Raw genomic sequence first — 19195 nt, 5'->3', positions numbered from 1 at the left:
GTCGAAGGTGAAATCTTGATAAGAAAGGGGCAAATTCATGGCATTGATAACGAATTATGATCGATCGCTAAAATGAAATTGCGTGCCCTTATCCTGCTACCATAGCTGCCTCAGCCCCTTCCAGGCTCGCCATCGCCGGCACAGGCTTAACCATGCGAACACGAGGCGGCGACGGAAGTTGTGTTCAGCGACTGACTTGCAGCCAAATGAGACATGCGCAGACTAGTCCTTGTTCCGGTTTGATGGTAGGAGCTTGCCCACTATTTCGGGGCCGGCAATGGCCCGGCATGAATGGGGACAAGGTCATGGCCGATCAGGAGCAGGCGGATATCAGGCTCGCACTCGCGCGTTTGCGCCAGGAGCATGAGGATTACGACACCGCCATCAACGCCATGATTACGGTAGGTGCGGATGCCCTGCGGGTCCAGCGGATGAAAAAGAAGAAGCTCGTCATCAAGGACAAGATGACCCAGCTCGAAGACCAGATCCTTCCCGACATCATCGCCTGAGAGGTTTTGCCGTGACCGACAGACCCGCCGTCGCCATCATCATGGGCAGCCAGTCCGACTGGGAAACCATGAAGAACGCCGCCGATACGCTTGATGCGCTCGACATCGGTTACGAAGCGCGCATCGTGTCTGCCCACCGCACGCCGGACCGCATGTACGAATTCGCCAAGGGCGCCCGCGACGAAGGGTTCAAGGTCATCATCGCCGGTGCCGGCGGTGCCGCGCATCTTCCGGGCATGACCGCATCGCTGACGCCGCTGCCGGTCTTCGGCGTGCCGGTTCAGTCGAAAACGATGAGCGGCCTCGACAGTCTATATTCGATCGTGCAGATGCCGGGCGGCATTCCCGTCGGCACGATGGCCATCGGTCGCGCCGGCGCCATCAATGCAGCCCTGATGGCAGCCGCCGTGCTGGCGCTGTCCGACGAAGACCTGGCCGACCGTCTCGACATATACCGCGCCGATCACACCGCGTCAGTCGCCGAATATCCAAGTGACGAGGCCCCTTGAGCCGCCAAAGAAGAACCGCATGACCAAGATGAAGACGATCGGCATTATCGGTGGCGGCCAGCTCGGCCGCATGCTGGCAATGGCCGCGGCCCGCCTGAATTTTTCGACCATCATTCTCGAGCCGCAGGCGGATTGCCCGGCCGCCCAGGTGGCCAACGCGCAGATCACCGCGGCCTACGACGATCCGGCGGCGCTCGCCGAACTGGCCAGCCGCTGCGACGTCGTCACTTACGAATTTGAAAACGTGCCGGTGACCGCCGCAGAGACGCTGGCCCGTTCGGTGCCCGTCTATCCGCCCGCCCGGGCGCTGGATGTCGCACAGGATCGCCTGACGGAAAAACGGTTCCTCAACGATTACGGCATCGAAACCGCAGGATTCCACGCCGTCAACGACCAAGGCGAACTCGAAGCAGCCCTGGCCGAATTCGGCGGACAGGGCGTCTTGAAAACCTGCCGCATGGGCTATGACGGCAAGGGCCAGCGCGTGTTTCGTGGCGGTGAGGATCTGACCGGCGCATTTGACGCTCTGGGCGGTGTACCGCTCATCCTCGAGAGCTTTGTCGCCTTCGAGCGCGAAGTCTCGATCATTGCGGCCCGCGGCATCGATGGCGCGGTCGAATGTTACGACCCGGCCGAAAATGTCCATCGCAACGGCATCCTGCACACCTCCACGCTGCCTGCCCGCATCGGTGACGCGACGGCGCAGAGCGCCCGTGAGGCGGCAGAAAAGCTGCTGTCCGCGCTCGATTATGTCGGCGTCATCGGCATGGAGTTCTTCGTCATGCCGGATGGCGGGCTGATCGCCAACGAGATCGCTCCGCGCGTGCACAATTCCGGCCATTGGACGGAAGCCGCCTGCATCATCTCGCAGTTCGAACAGCATATTCGCGCGGTCGCCGGTCTGCCTTTGGGCAATCCCGTGCGTCATTCCGATTGCGTGATGACCAACCTGATCGGCGACGATATCGACGCATTGCCGGAATGGCTGCAGCGGAAAAACGCCTATCTGCATCTTTACGGCAAGACGGAAGCCCGGCCAGGTCGCAAGATGGGCCACGTCACACAGCTTCTGGACTGACGCGACCGATTCCCGCTTCTCCCCATCGCGACAGGAAGCCGGTCCGTCTCCGGCTCCCCCTGAGGGCCTGACGCGCGACGGCCCGCCCTTGCGGCTATGCCGACGGATGCACAACCGCGTCATCGGCGAAAAAGAAAAGGATAATCCCCATCTGCGCGGGCAGATTGCCGCGAAAACCGCGTCATATGGTTGACATGCGCCGACGCTGATTGTATCTCGACGCCAACCAAAAGGCGCGCCAACCTTTGATGACCAAAGCGGCGCGCTTTTGATTGATAGAGACAAGCGGCTTAACGGCCCACAGACTGCTGGATCAGTACAATGAAGATCAAGAACTCGCTCAAGGCGCTGAAGGCTCGTCACCGCGATAACCGTCTGGTTCGCCGCAAGGGCCGCATCTACATCATCAACAAGCAGAACCCGCGCTTCAAGGCCCGCCAGGGCTGATTGCGCCAGGCGGCTTTCATGAAGCCGCCGCGGATCACATTGTTGATAAGAGACCGATTTCGGTTTGATATCGAGCGCAGGCGGATTATCCTTCCCGCCATGCGCTTTTTCCGTTTTGCCACGCCTTTGACTTTTGCTCTTCTGTCCATGCCCGTGGCCGGTCTTTCGCTGCCTGCCATTGCCACGGCACAGGAAACGCCGAATCGCACAGTCCCGGGCGACAATGATTTGCCGGGCGTGGTCATGCCGCCCGAGCTCCAGGCGCCGGATCAGCCCCTTCCCCCGCTTACGCCCGCTCCGGCCCCACCGGGGCCCTACTCTGTGCCCGACCGGCAAGGGAAAGCGCCGCCCGCGCCGGGCGCTGGCGCCCAGGAGCCGCGGCCACACCAGGCCGTGGCATCGCCCCAGCCGCCCGCAGCCGACCTCGAGCCAACAGAAAAAATCGACAGCCTGCTTTCACGGCTGAAACGCGAAAGCGATCCGGACAAGGCAAAGAGCATTGCCGAGGAAATCCAGACGGACTGGACCCGTTCCGGCAGCCCCACGGTCGATCTGCTTCTGCAATGGGCCGCCGAGGCGGTGGAAAAGAAGAACAATGGCGCCGCTCTCGATTTCCTCGACCGTGCCACGATCATCGATCCGGATTTTACCGGTTCGTGGCACCAGCGCGCCACGCTGCATTACACGATGGGCGATCCACGCAAGGCGATGGCCGATATCAACGAGGTGCTGAAACGCGAGCCGCGCCATTTCGGCGCCATTGCCGGCATGGTGGCGATCCTGATGGAGGCCGAGCAGGACGCCGCGGCGCAAAAGGCGCTGGTACAATATCTCGCCATCTACCCGGCCGACAAGGAAGCACGCGAGCAGATGGAAAAACTGTCGGAAAAGATCGCTGGCAGCCGGACCTGAACGAAGGCCCAAGGCGAACCGTCCGCTGTTGTTTCGCCATGGCAATCAGTGCGCGGCCTACCCCCGGCCGAAACTTTGATGCCGATCTTTCGTTATCTCGCCTATGATCCCGCCCGTCACTCCGCCTCACCCCTCCCTCGGCAAACCCGTGCTCTCCCGCCCAATGCTCGTCATGCTGATCATTCTCATCGTTCTCGTCATCCTTGTGGCGGCGGCATTCGCCTTGACTGCCGTGCAGGCCGCCGCCATCGAACGGCGATTTCCCAATATCGGCACGCTCACCGATGTCGGCGGCTACCGGCTGAATGCGCTGCACGTGCCGGCTGGCGACAAGGCCGATCTGCCGCCGCTTGTCTTCATTCACGGTGCGAGCGGCAATCTGCGCGACCAGGAAGCGGCCTTTCTCGCCCCCTTGCGCGGACGCGCCGAGATGCTGTTCGTCGATCGCCCCGGCCACGGCTATTCCGAGCGCGGCGGGCATCAGAACGATACGCCGGACGGCCAGGCCGCCGCCGTTGCCCGCTTGATGGACGCCTATGGCATGAAACGCGCCATCATCGTCTCGCATTCCTTCGGCGGCGCCATTGCCGCAAGTTTTGCCGTCTTCCACCCGGAAAAGACAGCGGGCCTCGTCTTCCTCTCACCCGCCACGCATCCGTGGCCGGGCGGCGTCGACTGGTATTACAGCCTTGCCGCAAAGCCGGTGATCGGCTGGCTGTTCACGCGTCTCGTCGCGCTGCCCGCCGGCATGATGCTGATGGACGGTGCGACCAAGGCCGTATTCAGCCCCAACCATCGCCGCGATCGCTATGTCGAAGAGGGCGCGCCTGCCCTCGTCCTGCGCCCCGCCACGTTTCGTGCCAATGCCATCGACGTCTTCAATCTCAACGCCTATGTCAACCGCATCGTGCCACGCTACCGGAAGATCAAGGCCCCGACCGTCATCATCACCGGCGACCGCGATCCGATCGTGCTGGAAGAAATCCACGCGCAGGGGTTGGCACGCGACATTTCAGGTTCCGAACTGGTGATGGTCCACGGGCTCGGCCACAAGCCGGATTACGTCGTCACCGACCTCTGCATCGCGGCCATCGAAAAGGTGGCGGGGCTGGAGCGCGACCTGCAGGCGACAGCAAGATCGGCAGAGTCACGGCTGCAGCAAAGCGGCGCGCCGGCCAAACCGGCGGTGGGCGTGACGATCGAGCGGAACTGATCGCGTCGCTTACGGACTGGGATGCCGATAGACCAGATCCGCCGGATCATGCCGTGCCGCATCCGCATCCAGCACCGCGCCCAGTCTTTCGGCCAGACGGCAGGACGCCGCATTTTCGGGATGGATATAACTCACCAGCGTCTCAAGCTTGAGCGTCCGAAAAGCTCAGTCACGCATCAGGCTGGCCGCCTCGAATGCATATCCTTTACCCTCGAAACCGTCATACAGCATCCAGCCGAGTTCGCGTTCGGGAAACAGCGGCCCGGCATTGATACCGATCTGGCCGACACATTGTCCGGCGGCGGCCTCACCTTCGCCCGCTTCGATCATCAACGCGCCGTGCCCAAGTAGATGCCATTGCGCGACGTCATGGCAGAACATGCCCCAGGCGATTGCCTCCTTATGCGGGCCGCCCATGTAGATGGAACGGTCCGTCGCCATGAAGGCGCAATAGGCCGGCCAATCCTCCATGCGCGGCGCGCGCAGTTTCAGGCGTGGGCCGGCAAGTGGGGGGATCTCGGCAGTCGGCAAATGGTTCATGGAAAACATCCCTGAAAAACAAAAAACGGCCGGATTGCTCCGGCCGCTCAAATCTCATTGTACTGTCTGAACGAGATGATCAGACAGCGCTCTGGCCATCGGCACCGATATAGGCAATACGCACCATGTTGGTGGCGCCCGGCGTCCCGAGCGGAACCCCGGCGGAGATGATGATGCGGTCACCCGGCTTGCCGAACTGTTCTTCGGCGACGATGCGGCAGGCGCGGTTGACCATGTCGTCGAGATCGGTCGCATCATGGGTGACGACACAGTGCATGCCCCAGCAGACCGACAGACGACGCGCCGTCTGCACCCGCGGAGACAGCGCGATGATCGGCACGTTCGGCCGTTCGCGCGAGGCGCGCAGGCCGGTCGTCCCGGACGAGGTATAGGTGACGATCGCAGCCAGTTTCAGCGTTTCGGCGATCTGGCGGGCGGCGAGCGAAATCGCGTCGGCGCCGGTCGCTTCCGGCGTGGCGCGCTGCGCGTAGATGATGCTGGGATAAAGCGGGTCCTGCTCGACCTGATGGGCGATCGAGGCCATCATCGACACGGCTTCGACCGGATACTGGCCGGAGGCAGATTCGGCCGACAGCATGACCGCATCGGCGCCTTCGAAAACGGCGATCGACACGTCCGAGACTTCGGCACGGGTCGGCACCGGCGCGGTGATCATCGATTCGAGCATCTGGGTGGCAACAACGACCGGCTTGCCGGCGCGGCGGCAAGCGCGGGTCAGCTGCTTCTGGATGCCCGGCACCATTTCGATCGGCATTTCGACGCCGAGGTCGCCACGGGCCACCATCAGCGCGTCGGACAGCTCGATGATCTCGTCGATGCGCTCGAGCGCCTGCGGCTTTTCGATCTTCGACATCAGGCCGACGCGACCCTTTGAGATCTTGCGCACCTCGGCCAAGTCTTCCGGGCGCTGTACGAAGGAAAGCGCAACCCAGTCGACATCGTCGGTGGCGAGAACGGCGTCGAGGTCGACACGGTCCTTGTCGGTCAGCACGCCGACGCCGAGCAGCGTATCGGGCAGGCTCACGCCCTTGCGGTCGGAAATGCTGGTGCCGGCAATGACGGTACAGGTGATCGACTTGCCATCCGCCTTCACCGCCTTCAGCGACAGCTTGCCATCGTCGATCAACAGCCGGTCGCCGGCCTTGACGGCTTCGAGAATTTCCGGATGCGGCAGGAAGACACGGTTTTCATCGCCCGGTTCTTCGTTGTTGTCGAGCGTGAACGTCTGGCCGGGGGTGAGCGTTACCTTGCCGTTGGCGAACTTTCCAACGCGCAGCTTGGGGCCCTGAAGATCGGCGAGAATGCCGATCGGGCGGCCCGAACGCGCTTCCACGGCGCGAATACGCGTGATCAGCGTGCGCATCAGGTCGTGGCTGGCATGGCTCATGTTGATGCGGAAAAGATCGGCGCCCGCTTCGTGCAGCTTTTCGATCATCGCCTCTTCGGAGGAGGCCGGACCGAGAGTTGCAAGAATTTTCACTTTGCGATTACGCTTCATCAGTTCTGGCCTTCCTGCGTGCCTGTATTGTCGGAAAGCTGGACCATCCAGCTGCCCTGACGACCGGTGTCGTATTCCTTGAAGCCCATCTTCTGGTAACCGCGCGCGAAGCAGTCGCCGACACCGGTGATCTTGAACTCGTTTTCGGCGACGCACATGCTGACATCGCCGGTCCAGCGCCCGCCCCGGGCGGAATCCTCAGCGTAAAGATAATAATAGCGCGATTGCAGCTCGCCCTCGATCAGCGTGGCGCAGCTGGAAGCCGGCACCTGCCACCAGCCTTCGGAGATCCAGCCCTCCTGGGCGCGGTAGCCGATGCCGACGCCCACGAGGTTCTGGGTGCCGTTGCACACGCGGAAATCCGCACGGGCTTCGCCGGGCGCAAACAGCGTCGTGGCAGCGGCCAGCGCCATCCCGAAAAGACCTGGCGACAAAAGAGCGGTGAAGGAAGACAAGGATTGTTTCGACACGGTTTCCAGCGGATCCCCTGCTAAATCAGATGGCACTGTCTTGGCGCGATGACGCGCGAAAGTCAAACGAAAGTCTAATCGTTTAGCGTCCGTTTGGTGGGCCATTTCCTGCAGTTCCGACGACTTCGCCTTGCATGCCCGCCCTTCGCATGCGATCAAGCGGCGGGTCTAAAACCACCCCAGACAGACATTCGACAGGCTGCGCGAAACGCCATGCAGGAATTCAAATCCCATGAGATCGTAGAGGGCAAATATGACAGGGCCATGGTGCTTCTCGCAGACCATGCCATGAACCGCCTGCCGCCCGGCTACGGCACGCTCGGCCTTGATGCAACCGCCTTCGAGCGGCATATCGCCTACGATATCGGCATCGAGGGCCTGACCCGGCAGCTTGCGTCGATGCTCGACATTCCGGCGGTGCTCTGCGGCTTTTCGCGGCTGCTGATCGACCCCAATCGTGGCGAGGACGACCCGACCCTCATCATGCGCATCTCCGATGGTGCGGTCATTGCGGCAAACCATCCGATCACAGCCGGCGAATGGCAGTACCGGCTCGACAGTTTTCATCGCCCCTATCACCGGGCCGTGGAAGCGACGATCGCAAGGGCCGCCGAGGAAAGCGGAAAAACGCCGCTCGTCCTGTCGCTGCACTCGTTCACGCCGGCCTGGAAGGGCGTGGCGCGTCCGTGGCATGCGTCCGTTCTCTGGGACAACGATCCGCGCGCTGTGCGGCCATTGCTGGAGATGCTACGCGCAGACCCGGCGCTTTCGATCGGCGACAACGAGCCCTATGATGGCGCCTTGAAGAACGACACGATGTATCGCCACTGCATGCGCACCGGCAGACCGCATGCGCTTCTGGAAGTGCGCCAGGACCTGATCGGCGACGAGGGCGGCATTGCGCAATGGGCGCAGCGGCTGGCGCCCGTCTTTTCCCGCATGAATGCCGACCCGGCGCTGCATGAAACACGCCTGTTTGCCTCGCGCACCGGCCCCTACTCTGCCTAGCGCGAAGCAGACGCCAACAAGGAGATCACGCCCATGAGCGCGCTTGATGAACAAACGAAGACCGAACTCGAGGCCGCAGCCTTCCGCCGTCTGGTACAACACCTGCGTGAGCGCACGGATGTGCAAAACATCGACCTCATGAACCTCGCAGGCTTCTGCCGCAACTGCCTGTCCAACTGGTATCTCGATGCGGCGCAGGAAAAGGGCATCCCGCTTACCAAGGACGCGTCACGCGAAATTGTCTATGGCATGCCCTATGACCAATGGAAAAACCTGCATCAGGACCAGGCATCCGACGCTCAAAAAGCCGCATTCGAACGCCACAAGCCGGACCATGGCTGAGGCTGCAACCATTCGACTGGATGGCTTCATGCGTAAAACGGCTTGACCTTGCCGGCACTTCGCGGCAGGTGACACCACCCGTAAAATTGTCGAGACTGTTAGGAGGCCCCGATGTCTGATGCCCATGGCGTCGCCCGCGACCAACTCCGCGCCTTTATCGAGCGCATCGAGAGACTGGAAGAAGAAAAGAAGACCATTGCCGACGACATCAAGGATGTCTATGGCGAGGCCAAGGCCATGGGCTACGACACCAAGATCATGAAAAAGGTCATTGCCCTTCGCAAGAAGGACGATCAGGAGCGGATGGAAGAGGACCTTATCCTCGACACCTATCTGTCCGCGCTCGGCATGATCCCCGGCGCCGGCACCGAGGAAGATGAAGCCGCCTGACCGGCAGGCAGATATCCGACGAAAAAAGGGGCGGCAGCGCAAGCGGGCCGCCCTTATGCATTGCGGCATCTGACCGTCGTCGACCTGTCGCGTTGCGGGTGCCGCGTGGGACGACCCACAATCGCCTGCCCGATGCACCGGTTGCCGGGCTATTGGCCGGCATAGGCCGCGCGATCTGTTGAACGCCGGACGACCGCCGCGAATGCCGATTTTTGAGGACGTTGTTGGTGTACCGCTTGCCTCGCACGCCCAGGGGCCGACCGGACAGCGGCAGCCTTTGCACCGAAGGCCAGCCCGCGGGGGCCGAGGCGGCAGCGGCGTTTGCACCACGGGTCGGGATGGCGGGGACCGAGGCGGCGGCGACGCTGGAGCCACCGGCCAGGCCGATCGTGATCGTAGCGGCGGTGGCCTTTGCGTCACAGATCGGCGCGGCAGGGACCGTGGCGGCGACGACGTTGGAACCGCAGGCCAGGCCGATCTTGATCGGGCCGACGGCCGTTGCGGCAAAGGCCGGGCGGATGACCGAGGCAACGGCGACGTTTGCGCCCCAGGCCGGGACGGCATGATCGGCGCTGCGGCGAGCCTTTGCGTCGGAGGTCGGCGGGGCGGCGACCAAGGTGACGGCAGCGCTTGCGTCACAGGACAGAACGGCTGCGACGGTTCCAGCAGTTGCAGCAGAGGTCAGATTGGCCATGGCGGCGGCGGCGTTGGTGCCGAAGGTGGGGTCGGGTGTGATCGGCGCGGCGGCGGTGGCACTTGCACGAGGTCGGAGAGACGGTGATCGGGGCCTGTAGCGCCGCAGATACGCTTACCGAACCTTCCGCCGGTGAGGCTTCTGCTCGGATCGGCCTGCGGGGATACCAGGTCTAGAACCCGCCTCATAGCTCGACCGTACCGGCGCAGCATTGCCGGATCACGCAGACCACCCCAACCCGATCCGATCGACATCGTCGAAGCATGGCCCTGACCTTATCGCGCACGTGGCCGGGGGAGCATCAGGCCGGCGGCTCTGATCCTGACTTACCCATCTCCTCAGATGCCGCCTCAACAGCCTCACCCGGGTGCCCGCAAAGGCGGTGAAACACGCTCTCGCCGCACGTCGTCAGAAGATTGCCTTTCCCTCAACCCACACCGCCGAGATCCGACATGATCGTGGGCGCCAAACGAAAAGCCCGCGCGGAGCATTCCGCGCGGGCTTTTGAAATCCTATCCGAATGCGCTGTCTAGAAACGGCCCGGATCGATCTGCACCGGACGGGCAGGCTTGAAGCCATCGTTCATGGCGGCATTGCCGGTGCTGAACGAACGCGACGAGGATACGACGCGTGGCGCCTTGGCCGAAGGTTCGGTCTTGCCCTTGGTCTGCGCCCACTGCGCCAGCATGTCGCCGGTCAGCGAACTGTCGGCCGGCGTTGCGGTGCCGGATGAGGAATTGGCGGAGGCCGTCTGCTTTACCGGCGCCTTGGCAACCGGCTTCGGTGCATCGAAACCGTCGCCGAAGACGGTGCGACCGGCATGGCCGTCAGCCGCAGGGCTTGCAAGTGCGACCTGAACCGGGCGCTTGCCCGGAAGCGGCACGGCGGCCGCGGTCGTGCGGTCATGTTCGGCGCTTCTGGCAAGAGCGGCGACCAGTTCCGGCGTCAGCGCCTGCGAACCCTGGGCAACCTGGCCGCCGGCGGCGAGGTGTTGGGCCTGCGCATCAAGCGTATTGGGCACCGCTTCGGGGGCCGCGGCGGCAAGCTGCTGCGACTGCTGTACCTGTTGCTGGACCTGTTGCGGCTGAGCCTGCTGTGCCGGCAGCGACGCATTCATCGGCGCCGCGGAGAAAGCCGGGCGATGCGCAGGCACCGGCAAAGCGGAGCCGTTCAGTTCGGCACGGTTGAGGGCGCCGGCATAAGCGGTCATCGCACTGGTATCGGCGTCGCCCTTCATGCCGCGCGGGCCAAGCAGGGTCGGAACCGGGATCGTGTATTGCTGCAGGTCGGCAAAATTTTCACCCGACTGCGCCGGCATGGCGGCCTGGAGCGCGTCCTGAGCGGCACTGCGGCCGCCTTGCGAATAGAGCGCATTGGCAAGGCTGGTGCTGCCGTCCTGGCGGAAGGCCGGGCGCGACTGCGGAACGGGGGCGGCGATATCGGGGGCCTGCGGCTGGGCAGAGGCCACCATGACCGGCGCGCTCTCGCTTTCGCCATCCTCCGCGGTCGCGGGCGCCGATGGGCGACCCGGCGCGGCAGGGGCCGGCGTGGTGATGGCTTCGGGATCTTCATCCTCGTCGCCGCCGCCAAACAGCATGGCCAGCAGATTCTTCTTTTTCCTCACGACGGCCGAAGACGCCGGCCCGGCCGTGCTGGCGATCTCGATCGAATCGGCACCAACGCGCTTCTTGTAATCGGCCAGCGCCTGATCGTAACCCGGCAGCGGCTTGCCGTCGGCCGGCAGATGGATCGTATTGCCCTTCGGGAAGATGCGCACCAGTTCCTCGCGCGACATGCGCGGCCAGGCGCGCACGCCGCCGACATCGAGATGCACGAAGGGCGAGCCCGAGGTCGGGTAGAAACCAACGCCGCCGACCTGCAACTGCATGGCGGTGGAACGCAGGGTCGCCAGTTTTACGCCGGGGATGAAGAAGTCCATCGCCTTGCCCTGCGTATGCTGGCTGTTCTTGGCGACACCCTTGGTGCGCGAACGCAGCATGCCGTTGGTGGCCGGAGAACGGTAGGCGGAAACGATGTGGATGTAATCCTGGGCGCCGACACGGCGATAGACTTCCCACACCAGATCGAAAAGGCGCGGATCCATCTTGGTCGGTTCGTTGCGACGCCAGTCGCGCAGAAACTGGTTGAGTTGCGCCAGTCCCTTCGGATCGAAGCGGCCATTGCGCTTGAAGACGATTTCCGCCTTTTCGCGCGTATGGGTGTAATAGAGCTTGAGGCTGCGGGTCTCGGCCGCGGCGCGGGTTGCCGACAGGGTCGACATCACCGGCAGCACGGCAAGCGTCAAGGCGGCAACGGCCACAACGCGCCTGGAGCCGGACAGACAACGAGCGGCAAACCCGCGGCGCCCTGTCCCATTTCCGGGCGTGGTGTTTTCATTTTGATACGACAAGTCGATCCCCGTCCGATTGACAGCAAAGCCAATGCTGCCTCACATGACTGTGAATTGCGGTGACACCATGGCAAATCCGCCACATGCGCACAAGCAATTCTTTTATCGTCAACAAAGGACTTATAAAAGATTGACTGTGTTTACCAGTCCAGACTTGCGCCAGGATTAACAGGAAAGATCGCCGCGGACGGCGATATCTTGATACCGGAGGGTGCAATTTGGCGGCCCTGCCCGTGCAACGCGGCCGTTCAGGCGGCCTCGCGCAACGGATTGTCGGGGTCGATTCCGTAATCCTTGAGCTTGCGGTAGAGCGTCGATCGGCCGATGCCGAGCTTGCGCGCCACCTGGCTCATCTGGCCGCGGTAGAATTTGAGCGCGAACCGGATCAGTTCCTCCTCGACATCGGCAAGCTTGCGCACGTCGCCGGCCTCGTCGGTGCTGACGATGACGTTGTCTGGAACATGCAGGGCCGGCATGTCGCGTCGCTCGGATGCCGGGATGCCGATATCCTCGGCGCGGATCGGAGCCGACGCCACCGGCTGCGGCATGTCCACGGCGATCGCCCGCAATTCCTCGCTGCGGAATTCCGGCAGCTGGGCGGCGATCTGCGGAAAATCGTCTTCCGTCAATTCGGTGCCGCTCGCCAGCACGACGGCGCGGAAGATCGAATTTTCCAGCTGGCGGATATTGCCCGGCCAGTCGTATGCGGTCAGCAGCGCCAAAGCCCCGGCGCTCAGTGTCAGGTTGCGGTCGAGCTTCTGTTCGATCGAGAACCGCTCGGTAAAGACGCGCGCCAGATGCGGGATGTCCTCCTTGCGGCGGCGCAGCGCCGGAATGGTGATCGGGAAGACGTTGAGGCGATAATAGAGATCCTCGCGGAACCGCCCGGCGCGGACCTCCTCGATCAGGTCCTTGTTGGTCGCAGAAATAAGCCGGACATCGACCTTCTGGGTCTTGGAGGAACCAACCGTCTCGATTTCCCCCTGCTGCACGGCACGCAGCAGCTTGACCTGCACCTCAAGCGGCAGATCGCCGATCTCGTCGAGGAAAAGCGTGCCGCCATCGGCTTCCACGAACTTGCCGGTATGGCGATCGATGGCGCCGGTAAAGGCACCCTTTTCATGGCCAAACAGGATGCTTTCGACCAGATTGTGCGGGATCGCACCGCAATTGACGGTGATGAACGGCTTTCCCGAACGATCGCTGCCGCTCTGGATGGCGCGCGCCACCATTTCCTTGCCGACGCCCGATTCGCCTTCGAGCACGACCGGAATGCCGGAATGGGCGGCGCGTTCGGCCAGATCGATCACCCGCAGCATGTCGGGGCTTGCGGAAACGATATCGGCAAAGCCGATCGGCCCGTTGCGGTTGCGGCGCACGGTACGGGTCTTGGTTTCCTTCTGATCCAGCTTCAGCGCGTTGGCGATCGAGGCTGCGATGCGTTCCGGCGAGACCGGCTTGACCACGAAATCGAAGGCGCCGGCGCGCATCGCCTGCACCACCGTTTCGATCGAGCCCTGCCCGGTCTGCACGATGATCGGAATATTCAGGTCGAGTTCGTTGGCGGCATCGAGGAAGCCGAGACCATCCAGTTCGGGCATCATCAGGTCGAGCACGACGGCATTGAACTGCGCGCGGTTGCGACGAAGGAACTCCAGCGCGATCCGGCCGTTCTCGGCCAGATGGCAGGAATGGCCGTGACGCTCGACGGCGTTCTTCAAAAGACGGCGTTGGACCGGATCGTCGTCCACGACAAGAATGTGCGCAGTCATGCTTGCTCCCGAAATGATGGGCAGTGCCCTAATGGCACCTGTAATCGAGGTTGTGTCATGAAAGGCTTGAACATCCCGTTTTGAGAAAGACTTGCATTTTAATGGCTTGAGCTCAAAAGAGAGCACCCTCGCCGGTTCCGCCCGAAATCCGGTCCGTGCGATGCTCAATATTGAAATAGGAAGGAAATTCGCACGATGACGTCTGATGTTCGCCCGAATGGCCCGGCCCGTAGGCACGGTATCGTGGTGGCGGCAGACAGCGCCACCGCGAGCGCCGCCAACGGCGCACTGGAAGACTTGCCGACATGGCGGCTCGAGCATTTGTACGACAGCCGCGACGGTGCGGCACTGAAGACGGATCTCGATCATGCCGGCGAGCGCGCCCGTGCCTTCGAGGCGACCTGGAAAGGCAAGCTTGAAGCCGCCGCGACAAAAACCGGCGCGGAAGGGCTGGGGGCGGCCATCGCGCAATATGATGCGCTCGACGACCTGTTCGGCAAGATCGGCTCCTATGCCGGCCTCACCTATTTTTCCGACACGTCGAACCCGGCCAACGGCAAGTTCTATGGCGACGTTCAGGCGAAACTGACGGACCTTTCCTCCCACCTTCTGTTTTTCGCACTGGAACTGAACCGTATCGACGATACGATGATCGACGCCGCCATTGCCCGCGATCCGGCTGTCGCCCATTACCAGCCGTGGATCGTGGATCTGCGGAAAGACAAACCTTTCCAGCTGGACGACAAGCTGGAACAGCTTTTTCTCGACAAATCGATGACCTCGGCGGCCGCCTTTAACCGTCTGTTCGACGAGACCATGGCGGACCTGCGTTTCGAGGTGGACGGCGAAAAGCAGCCGTTGGAGGTCACGCTCAACATGCTGCAGGAGCCGGAACCCGAAACGCGGGCCAAGGCAGCGGCAGCACTTTCCGCGACGTTCAAGGATAATCTGCGCGTCTTCACGCTGATTACCAACACGCTGGCCAAGGACAAGGCGATCTCCGACCGGTGGCGCGGTTTCGACGATATTGCCGACAGCCGGCATCTTGCGAACCGCGTCGAACGCGAAACCGTGGATGCGCTGGCGGCGGCAGTGAAGGATGCCTATCCACGCCTGTCGCATCGTTATTACGCCATGAAGGCCAGATGGCTCGGCATGGAGACCATGAATTTCTGGGATCGCAACGCACCGCTGCCGGAAACGCCCAATGCCATCATCCCGTGGTCGCAGGCGAAGGACACGATCCTATCGGCCTATGGGGCGTTTTCACCGGAAATGGCCGATATCGCCCGCCGCTTCTTTGATGAACATTGGATCGATGCCCCTGCCCGCCCCGGCAAGGCTCCGGGCGCCTTCGCACATCCGACCGTGCCTTCGGCGCACCCTTATGTTCTCGTCAACTATCTCGGCAAGCCGCGCGACGTCATGACGCTCGCCCATGAACTGGGTCATGGCGTGCATCAGGTTCTGGCCGGCGCACAGGGCGCGCTGATGTGCCAGACGCCGCTGACGCTCGCGGAAACGGCCTCCGTCTTTGGCGAAATGCTCACCTTCCGCGCGCTGCTGGAAAAAACGAAAGACAGACGAGAGCGCAAGGCCATGCTCGCCCAGAAGGTCGAGGACATGATCAATACGGTCGTGCGCCAGATCGCCTTTTACGAATTCGAGCGAAAGGTGCACACCGCCCGCAAGGAAGGCGAACTGACCGCCGATGAGATCGGCGAATTGTGGCTGTCGGTTCAGGAGGAAAGCCTTGGCCCGGCGATAAAGATCTCGGAGGGCTACGAAACCTGGTGGACCTATATCCCCCACTTCATTCACTCGCCCTTCTATGTCTATGCCTATGCCTTCGGCGACTGCCTGGTGAACTCGCTTTACGCGGTCTATCAGAACGCCGCTCCGGGCTTTCAGGAAAAGTATTTCGATCTTCTCAAGGCAGGCGGCTCGAAACACTATTCCGAACTCTTGAAACCGTTTGGCCTCGACGCTTCCGATCCGGCTTTCTGGACGAAAGGTCTTTCGATGATCGAAAGCCTGATCGACGAACTGGAGGCGCTGGACAAGGCCGCCTGACGCCGAGAGGACGATCCCGGCCGGGCGAAAGTCCGGCCGCCACCCTGCCTATCCCACCAGGCCCACTGGTGACGGGCGAATGACAGCACGGCATTACGCGCCCCACTCCGTCACGCCCGCTTGTATATCCGCCCGTCCGGGTCTACCAGAACGCCGCGCCCGGCCGGGGCGTGTTCCAAGGACCGGACCGCGTGAAAACCATGTCGCCCTATGCCCTTTTTCGCGACGACCAGACGCAGGAGAGCCTGGTTTTCGAGCGACCGCGCGAGATCGTTCTTGCCCGCACCGCCGACGATATCCTGCCCGCCCTCGAAAAACTCGAAACCGCGCGCCAAAACGGCTTCTGGCTTGCCGGCTACCTGTCCTACGAAACGGGCCATATCTTTGAACCGAAGCTGCGCGCCCTGATCGAGGACGGGCGCGATACGCCGCTGATCGCCATGGGCATATTCGATGCGCCCGCCGGCAACCACCACCCACTGGCCAACCCCGCGGCGGAAATCGGAAAGGCGACGCTCAGCGATTTCCGCGCCGGCTGGAATTTTTCGACCTATGCCGACCGCTTCGAACGCCTGCATCGGCATATTGCACGCGGCGACTGCTATCAGGCCAATCTGACGATGCCGATCACCGCCCGCTGGGAGGGCGATGAAAACGCGCTGTTCTGGTCTCTTATCGAACGCCAGCCGGTGCGCTACGGCGCGCTGATCGACCTCGCTACCGAAATGGGCGGCCCGACCATCCTCTCCCGCTCGCCGGAACTGTTCTTCCGCGTCGATGCCGACGGGATGATCGAAACGCATCCGATGAAAGGGACTGCCGCGCGTGGAAAGAGCGAGGCGGAGGACCGGGATATCATCGCCGCCATGCGCAACGACGAAAAGACGCTGGCCGAAAACCGCATGATCGTCGATCTGCTGCGCAACGACATTTCCGCCGTCACCGAGGTCGGCACCCTGTCCGTGCCGAAACTCTTCGAGATCGAGACCTATCCGACCGTGCACCAGATGGTCAGCCATGTTCGTGCCCGATTGTTGCCCGACACGGGCTTGCCGGAGATTCTCGCCGCTCTCTTTCCCTGCGGTTCGATCACCGGCGCCCCGAAAATGTGGGCGATGCGCATTCTGTCGGAACTGGAGGACGGGCCACGCGATGCCTATTGCGGCGCGATCGGCTGGTGCGATCCGGCCGGGCCGATGCGATTTTCGGTGGCCATTCGCACGATCTCTCTTTTCAAGGGCGGGCGCGCGGTCTTCAATGTGGGCGGGGGCATCGTGTTCGATTCCACCGCAGAGGCGGAGTATGAGGAATGTCTGCTAAAGGCAAGGTTCGCGGCGGGAAGCCAGCCGATCTGTCGCTGATCGAAACCATGCGCTGGGAACCGGATACCGGTTACGCCCGCATCGAGCAGCATATGCGCCGCCTGAAACGCTCCGCCGATGCGCTCGGTTTCCGCTCCGGCCCGGACGATCTTCTGCAGCGTCTCAAGGCGGCCGGCGAAGGCGATACGCCTTTGCGGGTGCGGCTGGAGATGACGTTTCGCGGCAATATCGACATCACCACCACCGCTTTCAGCCCGCTTTCGCAGGACACGGTCTGGCGCATAAAAATTGCCGAAACGCGCATGCCCTCCGATGACCTGATGTACCGCCACAAGACCACCCGACGGGAGGTCTATGAAGCCGCCCGCGCCGAGTATGCGGTCGAGGAAGTGGACGAGGTCCTGCTTCTCAACGAACGCGACGAACTGTGCGAAGGAACGATCACCAACATTTTCGTCGAACAGGCCGATGGCACGCTGACCACACCGCCGATCTCGTCCGGCCTGCTCGCCGGCATTCTGCGCGGCGACCTGATCCGCGAAGGCCGTGCCAAATCTGGTCTGGTGAAGGAAACGGATCTGGCAGGACGGCAGATTTTTGTCGGCAATTCATTGCGCGGCCTGATCAGGGCGGAACTGGTGGGGTGAGCCCCAGCCCAATGAAGGCAGCGACTTCAAGATTGTTCGTCATCCTCGGCCTTGAGCCGAGGATCCAAACCCAGGCGCTCCGTTGGGTGTGGCGTGGATCCCAGGGTCAAGCCCTGGGATGACGCTGGAGAGGTTCGCCGCTTTGTCAGCAGAATGAACGGAAAACCCACTTATTTCCTTCGGTAAAACACCATGCCGCCATGGTGCAGCACGTCCAGGCTGACAAACTCGCCATCGGCGGTGAAACCGGTATCGTCCCAATATTCGATATGGGTGCCGGTCACTTCGTAGCGGCCCCGATAGGCGCTCTCGCGCTGGCCGCGGGCTTCGTCGTAACGGTTATTCGGCAGCAATTCGTGGCGGATGCGACCGTCTTCGGTCACCCACATGCCGACATAGGGGTGGGTCTGCTCTGTCTTGTTCATGGCGTCCTCTGCAAAAACGGGATGGGCGAACACCGCCGCCAGAGAAACGGCGGTGCGCAGGATAAGCTGGCGGCGGGTCATCATGATCTCCCTCAATACGGAGAGCGCACGGAGCGGACGACGATCTCGCTGACATCGACGTCGTCGGGCTGTTCGATGGCGAAACGCACGGCGCGGCCAATGGCATCCGGCGTCAGGGCGATGGCGCGGTAGCTCTTCATGCCTTCGGCCGCAACCGGATCGGTGATGGTCGAGGCCAGTTCGCTTTCCACCACGCCGGGATGGATGCAGGTGACGCGCAGCTTGTCGTTTTCCTGGCGAAGACCGTCGGAAATCGCCCGCACCGCGTATTTGGTGGCGCAATAGACCGCGGCCGTTGGCGATACGGAAAGCGCGCCGACCGAGGCGATGTTGATGATCTGGCCGGAACCGCGGGCCGTCATCTCTGGCAGCACGGCGGCGATTCCGTAAAGGACGCCCTTGATGTTGACGTCGACCATGCGATCCCATTCCTCCACCTTGAGCGAGGACATGGGCGACAGCGGCATCACGCCGGCATTGTTGACGATCACATCCACCCGCCCGAACGTGTTTCGCGCAGCTTCTGCAAAAGCGGCCACGTCGGCGCGGTCGGTCACATCGAGCTTGCGGGTCATGACCTTGCCGCCGGCCGCACGGATTTCCTCTGCGACGGCATCCAGCCGGTCGGTGCGGCGCGCACCGAGCACCACGGTAGCGCCGGCGCTGGCCAGTTCATGCGCGATGCCGACGCCAATACCACTCGAAGCGCCGGTGATGAGAACGACCTTGTCCATGTTCCTGTCCATTGTTTTTCTCCCGAAAACTGACCGCTTCATTGCGGTTGTCTGGAAGATAGTTTGTGTGCATTGTCCCGATAAGCCGCCCATTGCTTTA

Annotated in this window: 17 protein-coding genes and 4 pseudogenes; 13 read left to right on the top strand and 8 right to left on the bottom strand. The window is 62.5% G+C overall.

Annotation, left to right across the window (positions count from 1 at the left end; translation table 11 throughout):
* The first annotated feature begins 305 nt into the window (after nucleotides 1-305).
* The 6 genes from ACQKKX_RS01305 to ACQKKX_RS01280 all read left to right on the top strand — a co-directional run bounded on the left by ACQKKX_RS01305 (nucleotide 306) and on the right by ACQKKX_RS01280 (nucleotide 4668).
* Entirely contained in the window at nucleotides 306-509 is a 204-nt protein-coding gene (locus ACQKKX_RS01305) for a YdcH family protein (RefSeq protein ID WP_427568049.1), read from the top strand.
* Between the two features lie 41 nt (nucleotides 510-550).
* On the top strand, nucleotides 551-1018 hold the full coding sequence (gene purE / locus ACQKKX_RS01300) for a 5-(carboxyamino)imidazole ribonucleotide mutase (RefSeq protein ID WP_427569318.1): 468 nt from the start codon (nucleotides 551-553) through the stop codon (nucleotides 1016-1018).
* 19 nt (nucleotides 1019-1037) lie between these two features.
* Nucleotides 1038-2096, top strand: a complete 1059-nt coding sequence (locus ACQKKX_RS01295) for a 5-(carboxyamino)imidazole ribonucleotide synthase (protein WP_427568047.1) — start codon at nucleotides 1038-1040, stop codon at nucleotides 2094-2096.
* Nucleotides 2097-2417: 321 nt separating this feature from the next.
* Nucleotides 2418-2543 (top strand): type B 50S ribosomal protein L36, encoded by a 126-nt coding sequence (gene ykgO / locus ACQKKX_RS01290; protein ID WP_006726873.1) that lies wholly within the window; start codon nucleotides 2418-2420, stop codon nucleotides 2541-2543.
* Between the two features lie 393 nt (nucleotides 2544-2936).
* Complete coding sequence (locus ACQKKX_RS01285) at nucleotides 2937-3455, top strand: tetratricopeptide repeat protein (RefSeq protein ID WP_427568045.1); 519 nt, start codon at nucleotides 2937-2939, stop codon at nucleotides 3453-3455.
* A 172-nt stretch (nucleotides 3456-3627) separates the two neighbouring features.
* Complete coding sequence (locus ACQKKX_RS01280) at nucleotides 3628-4668, top strand: alpha/beta fold hydrolase (protein WP_427568043.1); 1041 nt, start codon at nucleotides 3628-3630, stop codon at nucleotides 4666-4668.
* A 9-nt stretch (nucleotides 4669-4677) separates the two neighbouring features.
* Here ACQKKX_RS01280 and ACQKKX_RS01275 read toward each other — a convergent pair.
* The 3 genes and pseudogenes from ACQKKX_RS01275 to ACQKKX_RS01265 all read right to left on the bottom strand — a co-directional run.
* A pseudogene (locus ACQKKX_RS01275) lies at nucleotides 4678-5208 on the bottom strand (GNAT family N-acetyltransferase).
* A gap of 79 nt (nucleotides 5209-5287) precedes the next feature.
* Nucleotides 5288-6727 carry a pyruvate kinase gene (gene pyk, locus ACQKKX_RS01270; protein ID WP_427568041.1) on the bottom strand — a complete coding sequence of 480 codons (1440 nt, stop codon included), beginning with the start codon at nucleotides 6725-6727 and terminating at the stop codon, nucleotides 5288-5290.
* Nucleotides 6727-7137 (bottom strand): annotated as a pseudogene (locus ACQKKX_RS01265) (DUF1036 domain-containing protein); the annotation flags it as partial. The pseudogene ACQKKX_RS01265 and the gene pyk, both read right to left, overlap by 1 nt.
* Nucleotides 7138-7410: 273 nt before the next feature.
* Here ACQKKX_RS01265 and ACQKKX_RS01260 point away from each other — a divergent pair.
* From ACQKKX_RS01260 to ACQKKX_RS01245, 4 genes are all read left to right on the top strand, one after another.
* A complete protein-coding gene (locus ACQKKX_RS01260; RefSeq protein ID WP_427568039.1) occupies nucleotides 7411-8205 on the top strand; it encodes an N-formylglutamate amidohydrolase in 795 nt (264 codons plus the stop codon).
* A 33-nt stretch (nucleotides 8206-8238) separates the two neighbouring features.
* Nucleotides 8239-8547 (top strand): DUF1244 domain-containing protein, encoded by a 309-nt coding sequence (locus ACQKKX_RS01255; protein ID WP_427568037.1) that lies wholly within the window; start codon nucleotides 8239-8241, stop codon nucleotides 8545-8547.
* Between the two features lie 111 nt (nucleotides 8548-8658).
* Nucleotides 8659-8937, top strand: coding sequence for a DUF2312 domain-containing protein (locus ACQKKX_RS01250; protein WP_427568035.1), 279 nt, complete (start codon nucleotides 8659-8661; stop codon nucleotides 8935-8937).
* Nucleotides 8938-9164: 227 nt separating this feature from the next.
* Nucleotides 9165-9503, top strand: coding sequence for a hypothetical protein (locus tag ACQKKX_RS01245; RefSeq protein ID WP_427568033.1), 339 nt, complete (start codon nucleotides 9165-9167; stop codon nucleotides 9501-9503).
* A gap of 657 nt (nucleotides 9504-10160) precedes the next feature.
* Here ACQKKX_RS01245 and ACQKKX_RS01240 read toward each other — a convergent pair.
* The 3 genes and pseudogenes from ACQKKX_RS01240 to ACQKKX_RS01230 form a co-directional block, all read right to left on the bottom strand.
* Nucleotides 10161-11912 (bottom strand): DUF882 domain-containing protein, encoded by a 1752-nt coding sequence (locus tag ACQKKX_RS01240; protein WP_427569317.1) that lies wholly within the window; start codon nucleotides 11910-11912, stop codon nucleotides 10161-10163.
* A gap of 377 nt (nucleotides 11913-12289) precedes the next feature.
* Nucleotides 12290-12472 (bottom strand): annotated as a pseudogene (locus ACQKKX_RS01235) (helix-turn-helix domain-containing protein); the annotation flags it as partial.
* A gap of 149 nt (nucleotides 12473-12621) precedes the next feature.
* Nucleotides 12622-13813: pseudogene (locus ACQKKX_RS01230) on the bottom strand (sigma-54-dependent transcriptional regulator); the annotation flags it as partial.
* A gap of 195 nt (nucleotides 13814-14008) precedes the next feature.
* On the opposite strand from ACQKKX_RS01230, the gene ACQKKX_RS01225 reads away from it, so the two are divergent.
* From ACQKKX_RS01225 to ACQKKX_RS01215, 3 genes are all read left to right on the top strand, one after another.
* Nucleotides 14009-15886, top strand: coding sequence for a M3 family oligoendopeptidase (locus ACQKKX_RS01225; protein ID WP_427568031.1), 1878 nt, complete (start codon nucleotides 14009-14011; stop codon nucleotides 15884-15886).
* 200 nt (nucleotides 15887-16086) lie between these two features.
* Nucleotides 16087-17247 carry an aminodeoxychorismate synthase component I gene (locus ACQKKX_RS01220; RefSeq protein WP_427569316.1) on the top strand — a complete coding sequence of 387 codons (1161 nt, stop codon included), beginning with the start codon at nucleotides 16087-16089 and terminating at the stop codon, nucleotides 17245-17247.
* Nucleotides 17196-17855, top strand: coding sequence for an aminotransferase class IV family protein (locus ACQKKX_RS01215; RefSeq protein ID WP_427568030.1), 660 nt, complete (start codon nucleotides 17196-17198; stop codon nucleotides 17853-17855). The genes ACQKKX_RS01220 and ACQKKX_RS01215 overlap by 52 nt, the downstream gene beginning before the upstream one ends.
* 170 nt (nucleotides 17856-18025) lie before the next feature.
* On the opposite strand, the gene ACQKKX_RS01210 is transcribed toward ACQKKX_RS01215, so the two are convergent.
* Both ACQKKX_RS01210 and ACQKKX_RS01205 read right to left on the bottom strand, forming a co-directional pair.
* The gene (locus ACQKKX_RS01210; RefSeq protein ID WP_427568028.1) at nucleotides 18026-18361 is read right to left on the bottom strand and encodes an Atu4866 domain-containing protein; all 336 of its coding nucleotides are present in this window, start codon (nucleotides 18359-18361) and stop codon (nucleotides 18026-18028) included.
* An 11-nt stretch (nucleotides 18362-18372) separates the two neighbouring features.
* Nucleotides 18373-19107: an SDR family oxidoreductase gene (locus ACQKKX_RS01205; RefSeq protein ID WP_427568026.1), complete on the bottom strand. Its 735-nt coding sequence runs from the start codon at nucleotides 19105-19107 to the stop codon at nucleotides 18373-18375.
* Between the last annotated feature and the right edge of the window lie 88 nt (nucleotides 19108-19195).

This window comes from Neorhizobium sp. NPDC001467 (assembly GCF_050275975.1).
GTDB lineage: Bacteria > Pseudomonadota > Alphaproteobacteria > Rhizobiales > Rhizobiaceae > Neorhizobium.
This window is presented reverse-complemented; position numbering and strand designations above follow the sequence as displayed.

Bases quoted from the DNA above. Each gene is read 5' to 3' on its own strand.
- ACQKKX_RS01305 (WP_427568049.1), top strand. From the start codon at position 306: ATGGCCGATCAGGAGCAGGCGGATATCAGGCTCGCACTCGCGCGTTTG.
- purE (WP_427569318.1), top strand. From the start codon at position 551: ATGGGCAGCCAGTCCGACTGGGAAACCATGAAGAACGCCGCCGATACG.
- ACQKKX_RS01295 (WP_427568047.1), top strand. From the start codon at position 1,038: ATGACCAAGATGAAGACGATCGGCATTATCGGTGGCGGCCAGCTCGGC.
- ykgO (WP_006726873.1), top strand. From the start codon at position 2,418: ATGAAGATCAAGAACTCGCTCAAGGCGCTGAAGGCTCGTCACCGCGAT.
- ACQKKX_RS01280 (WP_427568043.1), top strand. From the start codon at position 3,628: ATGCTGATCATTCTCATCGTTCTCGTCATCCTTGTGGCGGCGGCATTC.
- pyk (WP_427568041.1), bottom strand. From the start codon at position 6,727: ATGAAGCGTAATCGCAAAGTGAAAATTCTTGCAACTCTCGGTCCGGCC.
- ACQKKX_RS01260 (WP_427568039.1), top strand. From the start codon at position 7,411: ATGCAGGAATTCAAATCCCATGAGATCGTAGAGGGCAAATATGACAGG.
- ACQKKX_RS01255 (WP_427568037.1), top strand. From the start codon at position 8,239: ATGAGCGCGCTTGATGAACAAACGAAGACCGAACTCGAGGCCGCAGCC.
- ACQKKX_RS01250 (WP_427568035.1), top strand. From the start codon at position 8,659: ATGTCTGATGCCCATGGCGTCGCCCGCGACCAACTCCGCGCCTTTATC.
- ACQKKX_RS01240 (WP_427569317.1), bottom strand. From the start codon at position 11,912: ATGTCGACCCTGTCGGCAACCCGCGCCGCGGCCGAGACCCGCAGCCTC.
- ACQKKX_RS01225 (WP_427568031.1), top strand. From the start codon at position 14,009: ATGACGTCTGATGTTCGCCCGAATGGCCCGGCCCGTAGGCACGGTATC.
- ACQKKX_RS01220 (WP_427569316.1), top strand. From the start codon at position 16,087: ATGTCGCCCTATGCCCTTTTTCGCGACGACCAGACGCAGGAGAGCCTG.
- ACQKKX_RS01215 (WP_427568030.1), top strand. From the start codon at position 17,196: ATGTCTGCTAAAGGCAAGGTTCGCGGCGGGAAGCCAGCCGATCTGTCG.
- ACQKKX_RS01210 (WP_427568028.1), bottom strand. From the start codon at position 18,361: ATGACCCGCCGCCAGCTTATCCTGCGCACCGCCGTTTCTCTGGCGGCG.
- ACQKKX_RS01205 (WP_427568026.1), bottom strand. From the start codon at position 19,107: ATGGACAGGAACATGGACAAGGTCGTTCTCATCACCGGCGCTTCGAGT.